At 38.2% G+C, this 22,447-nt stretch carries 19 protein-coding genes and 1 tRNA gene; 2 read left to right on the plus strand and 18 right to left on the minus strand.

All coding sequences use genetic code 11. The features are described from left to right. Window positions 1-426 precede the first annotated feature (426 nt). The 18 genes from IQ282_RS14995 to IQ282_RS11250 all read right to left on the minus strand — a co-directional run bounded on the left by IQ282_RS14995 (window position 427) and on the right by IQ282_RS11250 (window position 21,004). Entirely contained in the window at window positions 427-954 is a 528-nt protein-coding gene (locus tag IQ282_RS14995) for a DUF945 domain-containing protein (protein ID WP_262893095.1), read from the minus strand. A gap of 10 nt (window positions 955-964) precedes the next feature. After that, window positions 965-1,267, minus strand: a complete 303-nt coding sequence (locus tag IQ282_RS15000; protein ID WP_228547314.1) for a hypothetical protein — start codon at window positions 1,265-1,267, stop codon at window positions 965-967. Window positions 1,268-1,869: 602 nt separating this feature from the next. After that, on the minus strand, window positions 1,870-2,661 hold the full coding sequence (locus IQ282_RS11180; protein WP_194851964.1) for a UPF0489 family protein: 792 nt from the start codon (window positions 2,659-2,661) through the stop codon (window positions 1,870-1,872). Next, the gene (locus IQ282_RS11185; protein WP_194851965.1) at window positions 2,654-3,565 is read right to left on the minus strand and encodes a hypothetical protein; all 912 of its coding nucleotides are present in this window, start codon (window positions 3,563-3,565) and stop codon (window positions 2,654-2,656) included. Before IQ282_RS11185 ends, IQ282_RS11180 begins: the two co-directional genes overlap by 8 nt. A gap of 1 nt (window position 3,566) precedes the next feature. Further along, entirely contained in the window at window positions 3,567-4,985 is a 1,419-nt protein-coding gene (locus tag IQ282_RS11190; RefSeq protein ID WP_194851966.1) for a hypothetical protein, read from the minus strand. A 10-nt stretch (window positions 4,986-4,995) separates the two neighbouring features. Beyond that, window positions 4,996-6,099 (minus strand): nucleotidyl transferase AbiEii/AbiGii toxin family protein, encoded by a 1,104-nt coding sequence (locus IQ282_RS11195; RefSeq protein WP_194851967.1) that lies wholly within the window; start codon window positions 6,097-6,099, stop codon window positions 4,996-4,998. Next, window positions 6,092-6,859, minus strand: a complete 768-nt coding sequence (locus IQ282_RS11200) for a DUF6577 family protein (RefSeq protein WP_178987079.1) — start codon at window positions 6,857-6,859, stop codon at window positions 6,092-6,094. Before IQ282_RS11200 ends, IQ282_RS11195 begins: the two co-directional genes overlap by 8 nt. 152 nt (window positions 6,860-7,011) lie before the next feature. Next, window positions 7,012-7,722, minus strand: a complete 711-nt coding sequence (locus IQ282_RS11205; protein ID WP_194851968.1) for a hypothetical protein — start codon at window positions 7,720-7,722, stop codon at window positions 7,012-7,014. A gap of 51 nt (window positions 7,723-7,773) precedes the next feature. After that, window positions 7,774-8,184 carry a hypothetical protein gene (locus IQ282_RS11210; protein WP_194851969.1) on the minus strand — a complete coding sequence of 137 codons (411 nt, stop codon included), beginning with the start codon at window positions 8,182-8,184 and terminating at the stop codon, window positions 7,774-7,776. A 300-nt stretch (window positions 8,185-8,484) separates the two neighbouring features. Continuing rightward, window positions 8,485-10,437, minus strand: a complete 1,953-nt coding sequence (locus IQ282_RS11215; protein WP_194851970.1) for a heavy metal translocating P-type ATPase — start codon at window positions 10,435-10,437, stop codon at window positions 8,485-8,487. Between the two features lie 47 nt (window positions 10,438-10,484). Continuing rightward, a complete protein-coding gene (locus IQ282_RS11220) occupies window positions 10,485-10,898 on the minus strand; it encodes a Fur family transcriptional regulator (RefSeq protein WP_194851971.1) in 414 nt (137 codons plus the stop codon). After that, a complete protein-coding gene (locus tag IQ282_RS11225; protein WP_194851972.1) occupies window positions 10,895-11,533 on the minus strand; it encodes a cation diffusion facilitator family transporter in 639 nt (212 codons plus the stop codon). Before IQ282_RS11225 ends, IQ282_RS11220 begins: the two co-directional genes overlap by 4 nt. A gap of 4 nt (window positions 11,534-11,537) precedes the next feature. Then, window positions 11,538-12,740, minus strand: a complete 1,203-nt coding sequence (locus tag IQ282_RS11230; protein WP_194851973.1) for an efflux RND transporter periplasmic adaptor subunit — start codon at window positions 12,738-12,740, stop codon at window positions 11,538-11,540. Between the two features lie 4 nt (window positions 12,741-12,744). Then, on the minus strand, window positions 12,745-17,142 hold the full coding sequence (locus IQ282_RS11235; RefSeq protein ID WP_194851974.1) for a CusA/CzcA family heavy metal efflux RND transporter: 4,398 nt from the start codon (window positions 17,140-17,142) through the stop codon (window positions 12,745-12,747). Window positions 17,143-17,268: 126 nt separating this feature from the next. After that, a complete protein-coding gene (locus IQ282_RS15065) occupies window positions 17,269-17,694 on the minus strand; it encodes a DUF6660 family protein (RefSeq protein WP_317174203.1) in 426 nt (141 codons plus the stop codon). Next, window positions 17,672-18,508 carry a DUF932 domain-containing protein gene (locus IQ282_RS11240; RefSeq protein ID WP_194851975.1) on the minus strand — a complete coding sequence of 279 codons (837 nt, stop codon included), beginning with the start codon at window positions 18,506-18,508 and terminating at the stop codon, window positions 17,672-17,674. The genes IQ282_RS15065 and IQ282_RS11240 overlap by 23 nt, the downstream gene beginning before the upstream one ends. Window positions 18,509-18,770: 262 nt before the next feature. Continuing rightward, entirely contained in the window at window positions 18,771-20,558 is a 1,788-nt protein-coding gene (locus tag IQ282_RS11245; protein WP_194851976.1) for a ParB/RepB/Spo0J family partition protein, read from the minus strand. A gap of 363 nt (window positions 20,559-20,921) precedes the next feature. Continuing rightward, window positions 20,922-21,004 (minus strand) — tRNA-Leu (locus tag IQ282_RS11250). 30 nt (window positions 21,005-21,034) lie between these two features. Here IQ282_RS11250 and IQ282_RS11255 point away from each other — a divergent pair. Beyond that, complete coding sequence (locus IQ282_RS11255) at window positions 21,035-21,631, plus strand: hypothetical protein (RefSeq protein ID WP_228547315.1); 597 nt, start codon at window positions 21,035-21,037, stop codon at window positions 21,629-21,631. A 144-nt stretch (window positions 21,632-21,775) separates the two neighbouring features. After that, complete coding sequence (locus tag IQ282_RS11260) at window positions 21,776-22,090, plus strand: hypothetical protein (RefSeq protein ID WP_194851977.1); 315 nt, start codon at window positions 21,776-21,778, stop codon at window positions 22,088-22,090. Window positions 22,091-22,447: the final 357 nt, after the last annotated feature.

The raw sequence follows: 22,447 nt of genomic DNA on the forward strand, positions 1-22,447 counted from the left end.
ATTAGAATTGGTTATGTCGTGCCTGTTTTTCGCTGTACCGAAAAACAATAAAGGCTTTATCCATTATAAACCCCTTAAAATGTGTAAGGCAGCGGTTCGGTTTTTAAGGATTTTCGAGTGAGGGCTCAAGAAGACCGCGCCGAAAATCCTGTTAAGAAAACCGAAGTGATGACTTTCCGATGAAAAGCGGACTTAATTCACAATTATGGCAAAGGAATGAAGTGTTCCTTCCCAGAGAAGCGGGAAGGGTTAACGGAATGGAAAGCTAAAATTGGGGATTGTGTCCAAGACTTGTGTAGTGAAGCTTTTTTCACGGAATATAGCTTTTTGTGGAATGACGGGGAATGTGCTGAGTGGGATTAGATGGAATCGTTTGTTATATATTTAGCCATCCAGTTTGAGGTACCGGATGAACCAATATTAATGCTATGCCATCGCATAGACTTCATCAAACAGCATTTTGTCCAACCGTTCTTGTTGTCCAAAACCTTTCTTTAATGTTTCGTGTATTGTTGAATTAAATGCATTATAACCCAACCACAAATTAGGCACTTCATCAAGCAACAGAGTTTCATAGTTTAACACTCCGATGACTTCACGGGATAACTTGGAAGGGTCATCATTCTTATTGCTACTTTCATATCTGAACAGCTTTGTTTTTTCCAGAATAGCTTTTACGAATTCCTTAGTGTCTATGATTTTAAAATCCTTCATCTTTTTGAACTTATTAGAAATCCTGTAAAATTCATTTTCCAGAAACTTATTGAATAAGTCGTTCAGCCTTGGCATTACCACCTCGCTGTAGTTGTAGTTTCTATCGTGCTTGATGGAAAATTCGACTTGCACTTCTGAAACGTGCAAACCGTTAGAGCATACCTCTCTGTAATAGCCAAAGTGGCCAGAAGTTTTTTCACTTCCGTCATACAAGTTTTTGAACCGAAGCATCGGCAACATCAAATCATTTTCATTCTTGACTGTAAACCGATTTATTGATGATAATGAATTCGGCTATGAAGGACCTATCATTTTTATTAACGGTGCGCGTGTAATAGTCCAATTGTGCTTCGACCAGCATTGCTTCAGCTTTCTTAAAGAACAACTGATTAGGAACGTGGCAGTAACTGTTAGACACTACATTCACAATTTTTCCATTTGAGATGATGGCATTTTCAAACCCCCTAAGGGATTCCACCGGGGTCAGACTTTTTAAGGATTTCATTTCTGATGGAACAAAAATGTTATCCTGTTGTAAATTTTGTAAACACATAACTTTTAAATTTAGACCTGTCTGCAGACAGGTAGGTTAAACATTATTTAATAGTACTTGGTAGTAAAGTGGATACTTTTCTCTATAGTACGGTAAATGACTTTCAGCACTATCATTCTTGTAATTTTCACGACTTGATTCATAATGTTCTTTTGCTTCTCGTAATGAAATAATAGGTTTTTCAGATATTAGTTTCATAATCCTAATTTTAGTTATACAATATTTGAGCAGCACCCAAACGGAAGCTAAAATCACAGCTCAAAAGGAAACGGAATAAATTAGTATTGACTTAGGTGGTGGCTTTATGCCGTAGTCTTTTGATGGGTGTATTTTACGAGTTTAAATTGCTGATTTATTGTATGAATATTATTTACTTTTTGGCGGACTTAATTCACAATTTTGGCGCGGGAATGGAGCCCTTCAACATCGTTCAGGATAAATGTTCCTTCCCAGCATAGCAGGAAGGGTTAGCGGAATGGAAAGCTGAAATTGGGGGATTGTGTCCAAGACCTTTGTAGTGAAGCTCTTTTCACGGAATGAAGTGGTTGCCTGCTTTTTCAGCAGGCGAGCGTGGAATGTAGGGGAATGTGCTGAGTGGATTATTAATACTTTGGTTTCCATTTCCAATTGCATTTTGGGGCAAATAACTCTGGGTTGAAAAAAATGTCACTAATTAGGTCAAGAAATTTGTTGCTTTTTAAAAGCCCACCACAATGTTCAGGTTCTGTTGCAATAGTAAACCCTTTTATCCGCTCAAAAATCCAACTTATTAGCGGATGGTCTTTATCCAACATCGTTCTTATTTCTTCTTCTTGAAGATACGTGAATTCGAACGAGCCATCACTCAGGCCGTTATTTACTGAAAAGAAATCCAAATCAATATCAAAAAATACGGACGACTTTGACGCCTTCAGAAGCGCATCTTGAAGACCTTCATAAGTTTTGAATTTTTTGATGGTGTGTTTGTTGCCATAGGTATCTGTCAATTCTTCATCTTGCCAAGTATTTCGACCCATTTCTTGTCTACAATGCACATAAATATCGCCAATCAAGTTAAGATATGCCGCACATAATATATGGCCATCATTATTGCCCGCAAGTTTTGCCCAAGAAAATAAAGACACTTCTGCATCACTCGTTAAATCTAATTTATCTAACCATTCTCTTTCTGTTTCACACGGATAGCATAGATCCTGATGCCAATCCAATGAAACCAAACAAGGTGGATTCTTAGGTTTATTGTCTTGCATCCATTTGTTCCAATAGAAAAATGCGTAACGATGTTCTTGAAAAACTGCAAGTTCAATAACTTCTGTGTCATTTGCGGGATGAGACAGAATTTGTCTCAAAACGCCTGGTGGTTCTATATGATGAGGGTTTCTGAACTCAATCATTGGTTTCCTTTTTTGGCACCAACTTCTCTATAGCAGACAGCTCATTTACGATGCCCTGTTCCTTTAATGAAGTTTCAATATTAATTTGAACTACATTAGCATTGGCTTTCCAAACAACTTCAGTAATAAAAGCTATAGTTAACTGTACTTTTAAATCGGTCGCAAAATCAATGTTTGAATTTTTCCATTTTTCTCTTTGATTCGCATTGGCATCTTGTGTTAGATCGATTAATGAACCGTAGATTTTTCTATCATCATCTAATATGCCCAATTGATGTTCTTGCTGTTCACTAACCTCAAGTTCTTTATGTTTTAAGATAGGCAAATCGGCTTTTGGCAAAACAAACAGTACATTTTTGAGCCCTGTAGATGGTACTCTGGTAATATATTCCTCAATCTTCTGGAAGTCATCAATTCCATAAACATTAAGATTCATTGCTACCATAATATCTGTGTCCGTATCAAAACCCAATTTTTCTATCCCTTTTACTAAATCTTCTTTACGAAGAAGATACCTCTTTTTCCGAGCTGATAAAAATGCGTTGGGAATATAATAATTGATGTTCTGGTAAACTATCTGCTGGGATAATATCGTGTCTGCATTTAGATGTGGAATATCTCCAGTTGTAAATGCAGATTTTTGAAATAAATTCATTGTACCGTTTACACCGAAGGAAATAGTAGGCTCTCCTTCAAAATCCTTCTCTGAATTTTGAATACTATCAAACTTTTCTAATGCTCCAACTATTGCACCTTTAGATTTTTCATAAAATTCCCATTCTTTTTCGTAGTCAATATCCGCATTTAATCTTGCATCCTCAATAGCCTCTTCAATTGATGATTCGAGAACATCAATAAATTTTGATGACTTCTTTTTTAGCTTCTTTATCTCCTTCTTTTTCATATCATATAGTATTTAAGAGATTTTTATCTTTCAACACCTTTTTTAAACAAAACCTGAAATAGTTTATGGACTCTTGCCAACGTAGTAATTCTAACACTTCGGCTTGAGGTAATGTAGGTTGTCCTGTAAAATTGTCGTAGGTATTGTGTTCTGGCAGTTTAAACTGTCTTAGAAAAAGCAACGTCAAATACTGACAGATGTAGAATGTAACACGCCTTCTGTTTCCTAAATTATCCAATCCTGGAAAAGGGTATGATAAATCAATAGGGTAATAACCTCTGCCAAACTCATCTTTAAAACTACTGAACCACGTAAAAATCTCAGTCATATTATTTGGCAGCAGAACATATTTAGGTGGCTGGTTTTGTGTGTATGTAAATAATTTTTTAAGGGCTTCATAGTTTTTCTGGTATATCAATAGGCCCCCTAATGCCAAGTGAAACTCAAAAAAACGTTTTCTCTCGATGTCCCTTTTATCTATTAACGACTGGTTCTCATATTTCTGAGTCTCAAAATCGTAATTTGTTCCATAGACTCGTTGCAATCCAAAATTAAAATATTGATGTGCCGTACCCCAGTAATTACCCACAAACTTGGCATTGTTTGATATGAGTACAACATTTCGCCAGAGTTCTTTATAGGTCTCGTTTGAGATGGGTGTTTCAAAAATACCTTGTCCCATTAGCCATACGCCACTTACAACAAAATATTCGAGACTTTGCAAGTCTTCATTTCTACCTTTGGCAACTTCTCTAATGATTTCCCTGATACCATAGTGGAACTCGTGATTAAACTCAACTTTAAAGTTTTCAAATCCATCTGGTTTTTCTTCCTCTCTTGGTCTAATGAAGTTAGCACGGTAATTATTGAATTCTTCCGTGTAGAAATTAACCAATGTTTCTTCTAAACCTTTATCCTGTGTCCTAATGGCAAATATTGCAAGTTCATTGATAATCTTAAAATGGTATTTATCATCTTGATCTTTTTTTAGCTTTCGGTATTCGGAAATTATATAGGTAAGCAAACGTGTGGACTTGCCATTGTACAGCGAAACCTTATCTAACCAAATAATAAAAATAACAACCAATGATAATGTTAAGAATAGCGTTAGAAGTTTTGCTGAGTTTTGCATTATCCAATTATCTTTCCAAAAAAGAGGTTCACGGTCTAATATTAAGAATATAAAAGAGCCGATTGTAAAGAACAAAACCCATTCAAATACTGTTATTCTTCTTGACCTTCCCGGAAAAACACCAAAAAGTTTTGTCTGCGGAAATTCATTTTCAAAAGCATTGGCCAAATAGTTTGATGAAAACTTGTGGCCTATATTGGATATTTTATCCACGATAATAGGATATGCTATACCCAAAATTGCGATGTCGATAGCGACACAGATTTCTATAATATATTTTAATTCCATTCACATTAATTTACAATAGTTCTACCGCCTTGTACCAATAATAAAATATAGATTTATCGGGTTGGCGTTTTAATCTGTTCAAAAAGGCCCAATCCGGATTTTTAATAACCAATTCCTTTGTATCCTGATTCTCATAATATTCTATTTCAACATCCTCTTTTTGTAGAATAATAGCATTCAAATAGGCTACTTTGGCCGAAGCTGCCAATGCTTCTTCAATCCTAAAGTTCCCTGTCATTAAAAATGCGCTACCAAAGCTTCGTATGCCAGAGCTTAAATCTGCAAATTTCTTTTTCTTTTCAGCAGTTGGGTTACGTTCTCGTCTTGCCATAATAGCACAGGTATTTATGGAATCCCATAGCACATCCTTTTCATTGAGTTTCCTTTTACTAAAATCCTTGTCTGAACTTCGATAGGATAGTTCTGCTTTCGCGAAAGCTGAAAAACTTTTCTTTACCATTGCTACATCAGTAATATTTTCAAAAAGTTTTCCCAAGTCGAACAATTGCTTGCAGATTTCCATAGCAAATAACTGGTCGCCTTTGTAGTATGGTATCCCTATGGTATCTGGTGCAAAAGCTGTTAGCTTATCGCCACAAATAGCGTTTACCGAAGGCGTAGTAATCGTTGTAGCAGTTCCATCGATTGACAGCCAAGGTGTTTCAATGGGCGATTCTATAAGTTCTGGATAGTGCGGACTGTCAAAAAGGATATCCAATAGAATGGTTCCAGGAACGTTTGGATTATATACCGACTCGAACTCAAAGGTGTAATGTGCCTTTGGAACACCTTCCTTATAACTTCTATGCTCATTAAGCACATGCTTTTTGAAATGTGAATTGGCTACAACTACATTCAAAATTTCTTCTAATTTATCACGCTCAACGCTGGAAATAATATCGATATCAATAGAAAATCGGTTCCCTTCTTTTAGCAAAAGCACAAGTGATGTTCCCCCTTTGAAAACAAAATCGAGTCCTGAAACTTTTAAATGTTCGAGTAATGATAGTGCGTGAACCATTTTTTCCAATATAGTTACATCGATACCCTTATGTTCCTTTTTTGCACGGAAGCCATTCAGCCATTCCTTTTCAAAACTTTTGTTGTTAATCATATTGAATATCTTCTAAAAAATTTGAAATGTGGTTGCTTATAAATTGCTTTATTTCCTGTTCCTTTTTGCGCCTTTTGGCATAGCTGAACAACTTTGTAAAATTGATGCTATATCTATCAATTATTTTTTCGTAGATGTTTACCATTTCAGAACCTTGGTAAAAATGTAGCAGATTTTCATCTGCAAACAGGTCCACCATAATCTTTTCAAGAGTTGCAATGGGCACTACCGCTTTTTTATTCTTTATTTTTTGAATGGGTGCCCTTGTCACCAAACGTTTAATGATAACTGGCACGTTACTTTCTGAAATATAGAATTGAATTTCCTTTTCATCTGGATTTAGGAAAAAATCCATTCTTAGATTATCATTTAGATAGTAATAGAGTGAGTCTACAAACTCTTTTTCTACTTCGACGACAATCATTTGATTTGACGCCTGGTGCTGAGAAAACTCATTGAGCCATTGGGTTTCCCAAATGGCATATTTTATATCTTCAAAACGCTCATTGGTTTTACGGGCTATTTTGAACACACTATCTGATAGAAGAGGTTTATATTTAGGTTTATAGGAAATAACATAAAGTCCACGACCAATGGTTTTAATTATGTCCTTTTTCTTCAGGTCATAAATTCGCCAACTAAATGTACTCTCTTTTAGATCTGGTTCGAAATCCAGATAGAAGTTATATAGCGCATCCCTATCAAAAGAACTACGGTCTTTGAAAGCTTCTATCAATTTATTTTCAATAATCTTTGGCATAGTTAAAAATCAAAACTTTGCCAAAAATACAAAAAAGTGGTGAATATTTGAAAACAAATTTTTGCCACTATATAGATTAAGTGGTAATAATTGGAAATTAAACCTATCTAAATTCAGACAAACTTAGAATATGATAATAGCAAATACATATGTTACTGTTTTGGGTTCAATATGGAAAGGAATTGCAACGATTTCAATTTTATCTCTTCAATCACAACACCATTCTTTTCAGTCTCAAGTAATGCCCAATATTTGGATTCGTTCCAAATAAATTCTCTTGTTAGACCGGAACCACGTTGGTTTATAAATCCCCAGAACCAAAGGTCGTCCCAAACTTCCATTTCTTCAGAGGAATAATTATCCTGTAGAAGTTTATTAATTTTATGGAAATTCCACTTAATAGAGGGGTCAATACTATGGAAAATTGCTTCAATTACAGCATCTACAGGCAAGAAGATTTTTTCTTCTTTGTCAATGGTTTTCGGTGCATCGTCCCATATTGGATTTTGAAATCCATACGCACCATTATGTAAATGATAAATGGTTTTGGCAAACAATGCAGACGTTTTATTACCCCAACCTTTTTGTCTCAACATACCATAGTAAAGCGATTCATAATTATGAACATCGTTTTCTTTATCTGTTAGAAAATCGATGAATGTCTTAAAACTATGAAGCTGGGTTTTATTGGAATATACTTTTTGAAAAAAAGGTGCGAGAATATCAATTTTAGGTTGGCTTTGGGTATTCGCTACGTGATGAAGAGCTGAATATAATTTATCTTCAAGAGAATCGAACGGTGCTAAAAACAGATTATAAGAATTGGATTGCACCTTCTTATTATAAGCCCTATTTTCTTTCAAGAAATGAAATAAAGAGGATAGTTTGGAATTTGTTACTGTGTTCAAAATAAATTATTTTTCAAGAGTTACTGTTCCATTAGCATTAACCCAATAATGCCGTATGCCTATCTTATTCAACTCAGGAATAATACTGGCTGTTGCTTTTCTTATTTGTTCATCCTCGGGATGAGCAATGGCAATTTTTGCATTTGGAAAAGCAACTTTGGTTTCTAAGCATTTGATAATTGCTTTACCTAAATGGGTTTTAATCTGTCCAGAGTTGAAATAATCTCGTCGTTTTGTTGGCGAATCCTTGTGTGCTTTTGCGCCTTTTACTTCAATAAGTAATTTTTCACTTTTTCTGTTCGCAACAATATCATACCCTCTCGTTTGGCCAAGACAGAAACTTTCTATTTCATAGCCTTGTTGAACCAAATGAGGCATCAGTAATTCAATGGTTCTATTTTCCGTTAGTTTTTCCATTTAAGCTAAAATTTCACACAATATAACTGAATTAAAAAACAAATAGACTTTTTGAATGTGCTGATGGGTTTAAGGTGAACTTACTACACAATTTTGGCTCTGAAATGAAGTGTTTCTTCCCAGCGCAGCGGGAAGGGTTAACCGAATGGAAAGCTGGAATTGGGATTGTGTCCAAGACTTTTGTATTGAAGCTTTTTCCCGTAATGTAGCCATTCGCGAAATGAAGGGGAATGTGCTGAGTAGTTTACGAATACTAAATGTTTTTGTTTAAATGGTGTCCCATAAATAATTATACCATTTTTAATCCCACTTCATCTTATGTAATCTAACCGCATTAAAAATAGCCAGCAACGCAACACCTACATCTGCAAAAACAGCTTCCCACATTGTTGCTAATCCACCAGCACCAAGAATTAGAACTATTACTTTTACACCGAAGGCCAAACCAATATTTTGCCATACAATTTTTCGAGTTGAACGACCAATTTGAATCGCTCTTGCAATCTTACTCGGTTGATCTGTCTGTATAATAACATCGGCAGTTTCGATTGCGACATCGCTTCCTAAACCACCCATTGCAATACCTACACCACTTGCTGCCAAAACGGGTGCATCATTGATGCCATCACCAATAAATGCTACTCTTGTATCAGGTTGTTGCTTGAGCTCTTCAACTTCGTTCAGTTTGTCTTCAGGTAACAATCCGCCTTTTGCCCAATCGATGTTCAATTCTTTTGCAACTTGTTGTGTAATAGAGTCCTTGTCGCCTGATAGCATTATGATCTTGGAAATTCCTGAATCTCGAATTTGTTTAATGGCTTGGTGAGCATCATCCTTTAGTTCATCTGCAATGGTTACATAACCTGCAAATTTCCCATCAATGGATACCATAACGATTGATTCTACAATACCATCTGTTTCTGAAGGAACTTTTATCTTGTTTGAAATCATCAAGGCTTTGTTACCTACCAAAACTGTCTTTCCGTTGACTGTTCCTTTCAATCCCTTTCCGGCAACCTCTGAAACATTAGTCGCTTCATAATCCGAACCGTCTGCTTTATATTCGAGGATAGCCTTTGCGATAGGATGGGTGGACTGTTCTTCCATTGCTATCAGGTATTTCACAAACTCGGTTTCCTCAAATGTAAAGGGTTTGATTTCCTTTATTTTAAAAACCCCTTTGGTAACGGTACCTGTTTTGTCCATCACGACCGTATTCACTTTGGTAATTGCATCCAGAAAGGATGCGCCTTTGAACAGAATACCGTTGCGTGATGCTGCACCTAATCCGCCAAAATAGCCCAAAGGAATAGAAATAACCAATGCGCAAGGGCACGAAATCACGAGGAATATCAATGCGCGATATAGCCAATCCCTAAACACGTAATCATTTACAAAGAAGTAAGGTAAGAATGTTAAGCCAATTGCTAAGAATACAACGATTGGTGTATAAATGCGCGCAAATTTTCTAATGAATAATTCTGTTTTTGATTTTCTGGCGGTCGCATTCTGTACCATATCGAGAATACGTGCGATGGAACTGTCTTTGAATTCTTTGGTGGTTTGAACCTCAATTACACCATCGAGATTAATGCTTCCGGCAAAAACAGTATCGCCTTTAGCAATAGTATCAGGTTTGCTTTCGCCTGTCAAGGCAGCAGTATTAAAAGAACCTTTTTTTGAAAGTAGAATACCGTCAAGCGGAACCTTTTCGCCTACACGAACCTGAATCTTTTCGCCAATCTCAACAGACTCGGGACTAACTGAAATATAATCACCATCACGATAAACCAATGCCTCGTTGGGACGTACATCGAGTAAGGCTTTTATGTTACCTTTCGCACGGTTAACGGCCGCATTTTGGAACAGTTCGCCTACGGCATAGAACAACATTACGGCTACCCCTTCAGGGTATTCGCCAATGGCAAATGCCCCTAAGGTAGCGATGGACATCAATAAAAACTCGGTAAAAAAATCGCCATTTTTGATACTGTACCATCCTTCAATAATCACGGGAAATCCAACTGGAATATAGGCTACTGTGTACCACAATAAGCGAATCCATCCTTTGAAAAATGGAAAAGCATCAAAGTAGTCAATGGCAATTCCTGCTATCAACATCACAAAGCTGAAAATAGCTGGTAGATAAGTTCTAAAGTTTGAAACTTCTTTAGCGCTGCTATGATCGTGACTGTGTTCGCCCTGGTGTTCTTTGGGTTCTAAGTCACGTAAGTTTACTTTTTTCTTTTTCATAATTTTTGCAATTTCTTCTTATTTTTGATGCAACGGAAGTGCATTTATTATCCACTACACTTTTCGCAAATGCCTTTAACAATCAAATTCGCATCCTCAGCTATATATCCATCGGGCAAGTTGATATGCGGAATTTTTTGTTCAGTCAGACAAACGGTTTCTTCACAGTTGTTGCAATGAAAATGCAAGTGCAGATCTTGTTCAAGTTCGCAGTTGCAACCTGGTTCACATAATGCATATTTTGAAATGTGGGTGCCATCATCTATTTGGTGCACGATTCCTTTTTCCTCAAAAGTTTTTAGAGTACGATACAACGTAGTCCTGTCCGCTTTCGCGAAAGCGTTCTCGATGTCCGTCAACGCAACGGCCACTTCTTTTTCGGCCATATACTTATAAATCAATATGCGCATTGCCGTGGGACGAACCCCATTGTCATTTAATCTTTTTTCTATTTCTTTCATTTCTTATCGATGTTGTTTTTGATTTTTTGTGCTTTAGAATAGGCTTCCAAACCTTCTTTTGCTGCGTATGGCACTATCAATAAGGCCGCAACAGGGTCAGCCCACCACCAGCCCAGCCATTTCACGAGAAATAGGCCTATCAGAACTACCACAGTTTGATATAGACAGATAAAAGTGTCTTTAGCATCTGCCAATAGAGCAGGGCTATCCAATTTGTGCCCATACTTTCGCTTGTAGTAAATCAGAATAGGGTTCACCACTAATGAAACTATCAGTATCACGATACCTAACGTGGACCAAGTGGCAGTTTCTTGACTCATTAGTTTTGATATGGAATCATAGGATATGAATACACATATGAGAGCAAAGGATATTGCAATAACGTAAAGGGTTGTCATTTTTCTTTGCTCTACGCGCCTTTCGTCCAGACCCTTGATTTCACCGTGCAATCGCCAACCCAGCGTTCCCGCACTTATGACTTCGATAGTGCTGTCTAATCCCCAGCCTATCAAAGCCGAACTATTTGCCGTGAATCCCGCTATAAGCGATACGACCACTTCGATAATGTCATAGATGACATTCCAGATTTGAAGCGTTCTTGCTTGTTTTAGATTTTGTTTTCTCTTTTTATCCATCACATTAATGTCCTTCTTCCTCGTTTTCCCCTTTTTTCATTTCCGCCATTAAATAGTAGGCGTTATTAAAGGCATATTTGGTATTCGGTTCTTGTTCGGTCAGAAAATCAATGGCAATCCAATCGCCATCGTGTGTGCCTTTTATGATTTCCACGGGCATAAACTTCCAATCTTCGCCTTCCTTTTTTGCTGTAAATACAAAGGACTTTTCGCCATCGGCTGCAATGGCACTTTCAGGAATTGCCGTGGTCATCGAATTATCTGTTTGAATACGCCCTTGAATGTACATTCCCGGTATCAGGTTGCCTTCTTTATTTTCGATTTCTGCGTGTACGTGTATTGCTTTTGGATTCTGCTCAAAAGTTTTACCCACGGAATAAATTTCCGCTGTAAGTTCCTTTCCCGGAATAGATTGGACATTGAAGGTAACTTTTTGTCCTTCCTTTACTTTATAAACATCTTTTTCAAAAACCATCAAATCGGCGTGGACGTGATGGGTGTCCACGATTTCCATTAGGTCTGTCTGAGGTTCTACATACTGTCCCGTTTTGATGGCTACTTTTTGCACAAAGCCTTCAATGGGACTTCGCAAGGCCACACGTTGATAAATAGTGCCGTTTCTCAAGCCAGATGCACTAACATTTAATTGTTGTAATTGTGCTTCCAAACCGTTCGCCATACTTCTGGATGCCTGATATTCCGCTTCTGCTTTTTGAAAATTGGCACCGCTGCCCACACCTGCGTTATATAAGGTTTTTTGTCGTTCAAATTCTTTCTTTAAAAACTGGCTGTTACTATAAGTATTGAGATAATCTGTCTGCTTTTGGATAATATTGGGATGTGATAAATAAGCGACCGTTTGACCTTTGTTGACCTTATCGCCCTCGATAACCTCGATGGAAACCACATTTGCACCTAAAACCGAAGTTATAGTGGCTTCATTCTGTGGTGGCACTTCAAGTTGGCCGTTGGCTTGCACATAACCACCCATATTGCGCTGTGCGAGCGTGTCCACTTTCATTTGCAAGGCATTATATTGTTGTGCTGTAAGCATCACTTCTTCAGCTTCGCTTTCTGAATGTGCTTCTTCTGTTTCGGGATTATCCCCTTTGTTTTCGGCGGTTTCGGATTTGGAATCCCCACAGGCTGTTAGCCCCAAAAGCATTATTGTTAGTCCGATAACCATATAATTAGATACGTTTTTCATTTTTTTATTGCTTAAAATATTGTAGTTCGAATACTGATTTTAGATAATTGTCAAGCGCGTCCAGCGCATCCATTTCGGTGTTTATAGCATCCCGTATAATCTGCGTGAATGCTGCATAGTCCACCGCACCTTCCTTATAGGCAAGCAGCGCACCCTTGCGCTGTTCCTCGGCAAGTGGCAAGGCTTTGTCTCTATAAAATTGCCAAGATGCGTTCCATTTTTGATAGACTTGCACGGCTTGTCGATATTCGGATTGTAATTGGCGCTGGGTAAAGTCTGCATTGGTCTTTGCGATTTCACTATCAACTTTTGCGGCTTTGGCTTGACTACGCTGTGTTCCGGAAAAGATTGGGATGGAAATACCTGCTTGATAGGTGTAAAAGCCGCTATTACCATTTACCTGTTGTAGCCCGCCCTGAAGGTTGAACTTGGGTAACAAGTCAGCACGAGCTGCATCATATTTTGCCTCGGCTTCGACGATGCGCCTATGCGAAAGTCTAAGCTCAGGATGTTTTCCTAAATCCGAATCCAATCCCAAAATAACTACCTCAGTTTCGTCAAGATTTCTGGGAACTGAATAGTACGTATCTGACACCAACCATAGATTTAACTTTTGAAGGGCAATGGCATAGTCGCTTTTGGCCTGTTGCAGTTTATTACTGATTTGCAACGCTTGATTTTTAGCCGATAAATATTCCAATCTGGAAATGGCTTCTACTTCGAAGTTGAGTTGAATAGCCGTTTCAAATTTTGAATAAATGGAATCCAGCTCGCGGTACAGTTCAAATTTCTGTCTTTGTTGGTAAGCCTGCGACCACGCCTTTTTCACTTCCTGTTCTACTTGCAGTCCAGAAAGGTCGAGAGCGGTTTCAGCCAAAGCAATACGTTGTTTTTGCAGACGCTTTTTTGCACCAATACCCAATAGGTCTATATTTTGTTGCCCTACACCAACTAAAGTATAAATGCCCTGACCATCCGCAATTTCTTCGCCACCCGTAAAAACTTGGGTGTTTCCAAAATCATAGGCATTTCCTTTGAGTGCATTCTGTCGTTGAATTTCTAACTGTTTCGTTTTCAATAAAGGATAGTTTTCCTTGGAAATTTCTACTGCTCTTTCCAATGAAATAATTGGTAAAGAATCTTGAGGTTGGATTTGTTGTGCTTTCCCTTCGACTGCGCTCTGGGCAGGCACGAAACCTTCCTGTGCATTCACTTCGGTAGGCAGGGCGGATGTAAACAGAAGACAAACAACAGCCGTTGTGGTAACAAATTTTGGATTGAATTTCTTCTTCCGTTCCGACCGTTTTTCGACCCATTGGTAAAAGATGGGAAGAATAAATAGCGTCAAAAGTGTTGAAGTTATCAATCCACCTATAACCACAGTTGCCAATGGTCGCTGCACTTCAGCACCTGCCGAAGCTGATATCGCCATTGGAAGAAATCCTAAAATATCGGTAAAGGCCGTTAGCATTATTGGGCGTATCCTACGTTTCGTGCCTTCCACGATACGGTCTTTCAAATTGGTCACGCCTTCTTCCTTCAATTCATTCAGTCCGCTAATCATTACCAATCCGTTTAATACTGCTACACCAAATAGCACAATAAAACCTACCCCTGCGGAAATACTGAAGGGCATATCCCTTAACCAGAGAGCGAACACGCCGCCTATGGTCGCCATTGGGATGGCCAAATAAATCATCAAGGTTTGCGGGAATGATTTTAATGCGAAATATATCAAAATGAAAATCAGCAATAAAGCAATGGGAACCACAGTCTGTAATCGCTCGCTTGCTCTTTCGAGATTTTCAAATGCACCACCATACCGGATAAAATAGCCTGGTGGTAAATCAAGGTTTGCATCCAGTTTATCCTTAATCTCGTTAACCAAGGATTCCACATCGCGTCCGCGAACATTTACACCCACATAGGTTCTTCGATTGGTATTGTCCCGACTAATCTGCATCGGACCAGGTGTATATTCAATAGTGGCCAATTCTTGAAGCGGAATCTGTGAGCCATTCGGTAAATTGATATACAGATTCCGAATGTCACTTATATCAGTACGGTTCTGCTCGTCAAGCCGAACGACCAAATCAAAACGCTTTTCGCCTTCAAAAATGACACCTGCATATCCGCCCGCAAAAGCGGACTGCACCATTGTATTCAGTTGGTCAATACTTACCCCATACTGAGCCAGTTTGTTGCGATTGTATTTAATGGTCATTTGTGGCAGTCCAGAAGTGGCTTCTGCCCTCATATCGCCTATACCTTCAGTACCTGCAATGATTTTTGTAATCTCATCGGCTTTTGAAGCAAGTACGTCAATATCCTCGCCGTAAATTTTAATGGCAACATCTTCACGGATACCCTCTAACAGTTCATTAAAGCGCATTTCGATGGGTTGGGTAAACTCATAATTAACACCAGGAATTATACTCACGGCATCCTTCATTTTATCAATAAGTTCATCCTTGTTATCGGCGGACACCCATTCGTCTTGAGGTTTTAGAATGACGAAGACATCCGCAAAATCCATCGGCATCGGGTCTGTTGGCACTTCGGCCACACCGATACGACTTACTATCTTATCCACCTCTGGAAATTCGGCTTTTACAATACGCTCTATTTTAGTTGTGGTCTCAATGGTCTCACTTAGTGAGCTTCCGGGTTTAAGTATAGCGTGAAATGCAATATCGCCTTCATCAAGTTGGGGAATGAACTCGCCACCCATTCTTGTAAACATAAAAACGGTAAGGGCAAATATGGCGACGGCAATCCCAACAATCCATTTCCCTTTGTTCAAGGTCTTGATTAATAGCGGCTCATACTTCCGCTGTACCCATAGCACAAAACGGTCGCCCCAAGATTTTTTTTCTGTCTTGGGTGGTTTTAGGAACAGGGCAGACATCATTGGTACATAGGTCAGGCAAAGAAACATAGCACCTGTCATAGCAAATATGAACGTGAGCGCCATTGGGTGAAACATTTTGCCCTCGATTCCTTCTAACGCCAGTATGGGCAAGAATACAATAAGGATTATCAACTGCCCGAAGAAGGCGGCGTTCATCATTTTTTTTGATGCGTTTGCGGCTATGTCATCGCGCTTTTCCTTGTTTAAAGACTTCTTTTTAAGGATGTAGCTTCCCATTAAGAATACGCTGGCTTCTACAATAATGACCGCGCCATCTACGATAATGCCGAAATCGATGGCACCCAAACTCATAAGGTTTGCCCATACGTCAAAAACATTCATAAGAATAAATGCGAACAATAGGGATAAGGGGATGGTAGAGGCCACAATAAGACCACCACGCCAGTTCCCTAAAAGGAAAACAAGAACAAAAATTACGATGAGTGCACCTTCAAGCAGATTGTTGCGCACCGTGCCTGTAGTTTCATTTATGAGTTTACTTCTGTCCAATAAGGGCTGAATAACGACACCTTCAGGTAGCGATTTTTGTATTTCGTCCATCCGGTCTTTCACGCGGACAATAACCTCGTTTGAGTTTGCCCCTTTGAGCATCATAACGAGACCACCAACAACCTCGCCTTCGCCATCCTGGGTTAATGCCCCATAGCGCACGGCAGAACCAAAGCCTACAACGGCAACGTCGCTTACAGTAATTGGTATGCCATTTTCATTTTTGATAACTATTTTTCTAATATCTTCAAGGCTTCGTATCAAACCTTCGCCACGAATGAAGTTGGCCTGATGGTTTTTCTCAATGTAAGCACCACCTGTGTTTTTGTTATTGGCTTCTAAAGCTTTAAAAACGTCAGTAATCGTCAACCCGATTGCCCTTAATTCATTGGGGTCAACAGCGACTTCATACTGCTTTATTTTGCCGCCGATGGCGTTAATTTCAACAACGCCGGGAACCATTGCCATTTGCCGTTGCACAATCCAATCTTGCATTGTTCGCAAATCAGACAATGAATATTTATCTTGAAATTCAGGTTTTACTTTTAGGGTATATTGATACACTTCCCCCAAGCCTGTTGAAATTGGTCCCATACTTGGCTGTCCAAAACCTTCGGGAATTTGTTCGCGTACTTCTGTCAGTTTTTCAGAAACAAGTTGACGCGGTAGATAGGTGCCCATATCATCATCAAAAACGACAGTTACCACGGAAAGCCCGAAACGGGAAACCGAGCGGATTTCCTTAACGTTGGGCAAATTGCTCATAGCCACCTCGACGGGATAGGTTACGAATTGCTCAATATCTTCCGTTCCTAAATTGGGCGATTGTGTTATGACCTGTACCTGATTATTGGTAATATCGGGTACGGCATCGATAGGAACTTGGGTCATACTGTATATGCCAGCACCAATTAGCGCTAATGTGAGCAGACCAATAATAAATTTGTTATTGATTGAGAAATCAATGATTCTGTTAATCATAGATAAGGATGTTAATTCAGTTAAAATTCTTGTTGAGCACATTGCATAAAATGCAATGAACAACTTTGACGAATCCAATAGATGGACACGTCAAAATCAGGATATAGTTATCCTATAAAAACTGAATTATACCCGAGGGGGCTGTAATAAGGAATGTGGAATGTCTTTGCCAAGATTATCGAAATGGGCAAAGAATTCGTGAGGAATAGCAGGCTGTAGCGGTTGAAATGCAACCAATCCAAAATTTATCGTGTGAACGTGGCAGCAATGACATTGGCAAAAGGGCGAGCATAACTCACAGTCTTGATCGTGGTCGCCATCAAAGTCAATTACCGCAACAACTTGGGAATCATCTTTGCTATCATTCATATCGCTACAAGGCACAGCATTGAGTGCCAAGAAATAAAAAGATAATATGATTGTTATGAGTTTCACGATGTAAAGATAAAAAGATTTTGATGCAACTGTGTTGCAAAATGATAAAGCTGAAAAAGTCCAGTTTGAGGTACTGGACAAACCTTTATTTATTTTATGCCATAGCATAGACTTCATCGAACAGCTTTTTATCCAACCGTTCTTGTTGGCCAAAGCTTTTCTTCAAAACATTATGAAGTATTGAATTAAATGCATTGTAACCTAACCATAGGTTCGGTTCTTCATTGAGCAACAAGGCTTCATAGTTTAAGATTTCGATGACCTCACGAGATTTTTTCGACGGGTCACTGTTCTTGTCGCTACATTCATACCTGAACAATTTCGTTCTGTCAAGAATCGCCTTAACAAATTCCTGTGTATCGATAATTTTAAATTCCTTCATCTTGTCGAATTTCTTGGTAATGGCATAGAATTCATTGTCCAGAAACTTATCGAATAGATTGTTCAGCCTCGGCATAATCAAGTGCGTATTGTTCTTACTATGTTTGATGGAAAACTCAATTTCTGCTTGTGAAACGTGCAGTCCGTTTGAACATACTTCTCTATAAAATCCGAAGTGTCCAGAGGTCTTTTCGCTACCGTCATAAGAGTTTTTGAACCGAAGCATCGGCAATATCAAGTCCTTATGGTTCTTGACTGTAAACTGGCTTTTGTCGTCGATAATAAAGTCAGTAATGAACGACCTATCATTTTTGTTGATGGTGCGTTTGTGGAAGTTAAGTTGTGCATCGGTCAGCATCTCTTCAGCTTTCTTGAAGAAGAGTTGATTCGGAATGTGGCCATAGCTGTTCGATACCACATTTACGATTTTGCCATTTGAGATTATGGCATTTTCAAGCCCTCTTCGGGATTCCATCTGGGTCAGAGTTTTTAAGGATTTCATTTCGGATGGCACGAAAATTTCATCCTGTTGCAAATTTTGTAAATACATAGCTTTTGAATTTTGATTAAACAATATTTGAGCAGTACCCAAACGGAAGATAAAATCTCAGCTCAAAAGGAAACGGAATAAATAAGCGTAGGATGTTGCGTTGGCTTTATGCCGTAGTCTTTTGATGGGTGTATTTTACGAGTTTACCTTTGCGCTAACTATTGATTGATAACCCTTTCCTTATGAACCCGTCTTTCAAAACACTATCATAAAAAAGAAGAAGGGCCAGCACGAATGCCGACCCTTCTTCAAACAACAAAAGCTAATCGTTGAGTTCCTGAATTTGTTTTTCAAGAACCGTGATACGCTCTTTCAAACGTGCTTCACGCTTGTCTCTCTTCTCGGCATATTCCTTTTCTATGCCGGCAATCTTGGATTTGTAATATCCTTGCATCGCATTATAGAATGAAATGTTTGTCAGATTATTGACGTGATTGCTTTCGCCAAAATGCACTTGCTTTGTGAGCATATAGCGTATCAACTTATGGAAGATTTCCTTTTTGAACTTCTTCTTAAAATTCTCGACCATTTCAACTTTGGTCATCTTTGAAGTGTCGCCCAAGAACTTTGAGAAATACTTTTGTTGGCTCATATAGTCCACATTATTTTCAAAGAGCGATATCGAGAATGCCACCATTTCGTCTGTTGAAAGTGTCTTTTTTGTATCAATGTACTTGGTCTCACGAATCATATCAACCACTACTTCAAATTGCTTGTTGTTCTCTATTTGTTTCTTCCGGATTTCCCTCTCGTTGATTTTCACGATTTGTTCTTCAGGCGTACAATCTGCCATTTTTCTGTTGGCCAATGGTGCCGAATATTCCGTAGAATCGTTCTTTGATTTTTCAATAATCTTTACAAAAATTTCCTTGTGCTGGAATGAATCGGGATGGAACAAGATGCCGATTTTAAATCCATCTTCTTTTGCTGAATTGAATTTTTCCAATGCTTCTTTATAATTCTGCATTGCTTCATCCAATTCTGCCTTTAATTCATCTTCAGAATAATCGTAATGTTGATATTCTATCTTAATACCCTCGATTGTTGGCTCTATCGGATTCTCTATAATTTCAACATCATCCAGTAGATAGACTTTCAATCCGTTCTTTTCCAATTGTGATATAATGAGCTGATTGCTTTCGTCATCTGCCCAATACTGTCGTATTTCAGGGATTAAAAGAATATTCTCTTTCTTTGACTTTTCAATCAGGTTCAAGAACGATTTACTTTTCTTAGTTTCAAAACAGGCTGATTTTGTACAGACCATTTTTCCTTCGCCGAACAGATTGCCTTGATTAGCTGCATTGAACGGACACTCAACACAAGACCCAGCTTTCGGGACCAATTTTTTGTCATTTACATCAAAAGATGCTTTTTCCAAATCGTAAGTCTGGTCTTTAATCATCCTGTTTATCTGATGTGCACTAAAATCCTCGCCCATCGTTTCCAACATCATCTGCTGTTCTTCCGGTTCAAAGAGCGCTACACCTACACCCAATGATATGGTCATTTCGCCATTGCGTACAAAGTGCTTGAAACCGTCAATCAATCCAGCCAGTTTAAGTCGCTGTCTGATGAAGTTATCCGTTCTACCCAGCCGCTTCGCAATTTCAGTAGGTGCATATTTCTCACTTAGGTAAGCAATCGCATCGGCTTCTTCGGTCGGTTCGACATCCTGTCTTTGCAGATTCTCGATAATCTGAACTTCCAGAACATCATTGTTCTCATAAGTCCTCACGATACAGGGTATCGTTTTCTTTCCTGCCAATTTACTGGCACGATACCGACGTTCGCCCATCACGATGACATATTGACCATTTAGTTGTCTTATCGTGATTGGTTGCAACACACCGTGCTTTTGGATACTCTCAGAAAGCTGCTTCAATGCATCTTCGTTAAACGTCTTTCTCGGTTGTTCAAGGTCAGGCTTGATTTTACCCAATGGTAAGTTCTGAATTTGAAGTAGGGATGATTTCTTTCCGTTTACTTCTTTCTTGGCAGTAGATTTCGCTCTACTGCGCTTCTTTGTGGTACTCGCTTTTGTTGTCATAATACTCAAATTTTTGATTAAACAATATTTGAGCAGAAACCAAACGGAAGATAAAATCTTGGCTCAAAAGGAAACGGAATAAATGAGTAGGGGAAGAAGCGTTGGCTTTATGCCGTAGTCTTTTGATGGAAGTATTTTACGAGTTTACCTTGCGTATATATTGTATGATAATAAACTTCCCTTACGAAGAAGTAGGGTGGTGATTAGATAAAATTTATTATTCTGATAGTAAATTCATAAGGTTTATAAACAAATAGAAGAACTTAACATCAATAAAAATGTTGCCTTCAAAATAGCAAAATGTTGTACCTATGTTGTACCAAGTCATAAAAAAAGCCGAGATTTTCATCTCAGCTTTTTTAGTACCGAAGGCGGGAATCGAACCCGCAAGCCTTGTGAGCAATGGATTTTGAATCCATCGTGTCTACCAATTCCACCACTTCGGCATACTATTTTTTCCTTCTCAAATCTGGATTTTGAATCCAGGATTAGCGGTTAATGAATTAATCTTTGGGCAGAGAGTACCTAAGGTCAGTTTAGAAGACAAGACATCTGACAAACCTAGGATTGAAAGATCGATTGTTCCTTGTCCTCATTGCCAGACACTTCATGATGGAAGAACATGGTCATCCAAAAATGGAACCGCATTTAAAAATTGGTTTGGGTTGTATTGTTGTAATTGTGGAGATACAATCCCTTGTTTAATTAATGTATGGAGCTATATAATTCTTGTTTTGACATATCCATTTTGGGGTTGGTTTAGAAAGAGTTTGAAAGTAAAATGGCTGGAGAGACAACCGGAACGCCACGAAAATATTGATATAAAAAATATCCCGAATCCCCTAAACAAAAAAAGTTGGATTACAATAGGATTAAATTGGGGAGCTTTTATGTTTTTAATAATGTCGGTAGGCTTTCCATATTTTGATGGACAGGATATTACATGGAAAACTTTATTGTCGGGAATCGTGATATGGACAATTGGCGGACTTGTATTTGGTTATACTATGAAGTTATTCATGAATAAGATAATCAATAAAAAAGGTAAAACTACAGCTGCAAATCATTCGTGAGTTAAAGTTTCAACCCACGATTCTTCAACGCCTTATATTACTGAAACTCCTTTAAGCTTATTAGATTTTTATCGGCGTGCCAAATGATGCTTTACCTCAAGTTTCGATTATTTTTGTAGCAGCATCCATCTTCAATTTTTAAATATGTCAAAAACTACCTACAGAAAATGCGCCAACTGTGGGGAGATTTCATTGAATCAGGATTACTGTCCTGCTTGTGGTCATATGATCAACATAAATTTAAAAAGGGAGTCGGAGCGTATAAAAACAGCCAGCGAACGAAAACAGAAATTAGAGACTACGAACAAAGAAAATCCTGTGAGCCTATTCTTTGAAAAAGTAAAGAACCACGACAATTTTATAATTAAATATGTAGCTCGCTTTTTTTATTCCATCTGGATTATTGTTGTGATTGTAGGTTCATTTTTAGCCTTGGTATTTAGTTATATAGCTGCCTAATATTATCAAACGATTTATGTTCCTAATTTATGTGAAGCGTTTTTATTTCCCTGTTTTCTTAGTTCTAGCATCAGTAGTCTATGGATTTCAATACTATTCATACCCTTTGCCTAACTTGATAAATAATTATCTGAACGATCTTTTGTGTATGCCGGTTGTTTTAAAAATTTGTCAATATACCGTTTGTCTAATTCGGAATGATAGGAATTTAAAAATCCCATTTGAAATAGCCTTTTCGCTGACCGTTTTATATGCAATTTATTTTGAATTACTTCTTCCCAAAATCAACCCACGTTACACTGCAGACTGGATTGATGTAGTACTGTACTTTACAGGTCTTCTGTTTTTTCTTTGGAT

The sequence above is a fragment of the Nonlabens antarcticus genome (assembly GCF_015356755.1).
Taxonomy (GTDB): domain Bacteria; phylum Bacteroidota; class Bacteroidia; order Flavobacteriales; family Flavobacteriaceae; genus Nonlabens; species Nonlabens antarcticus.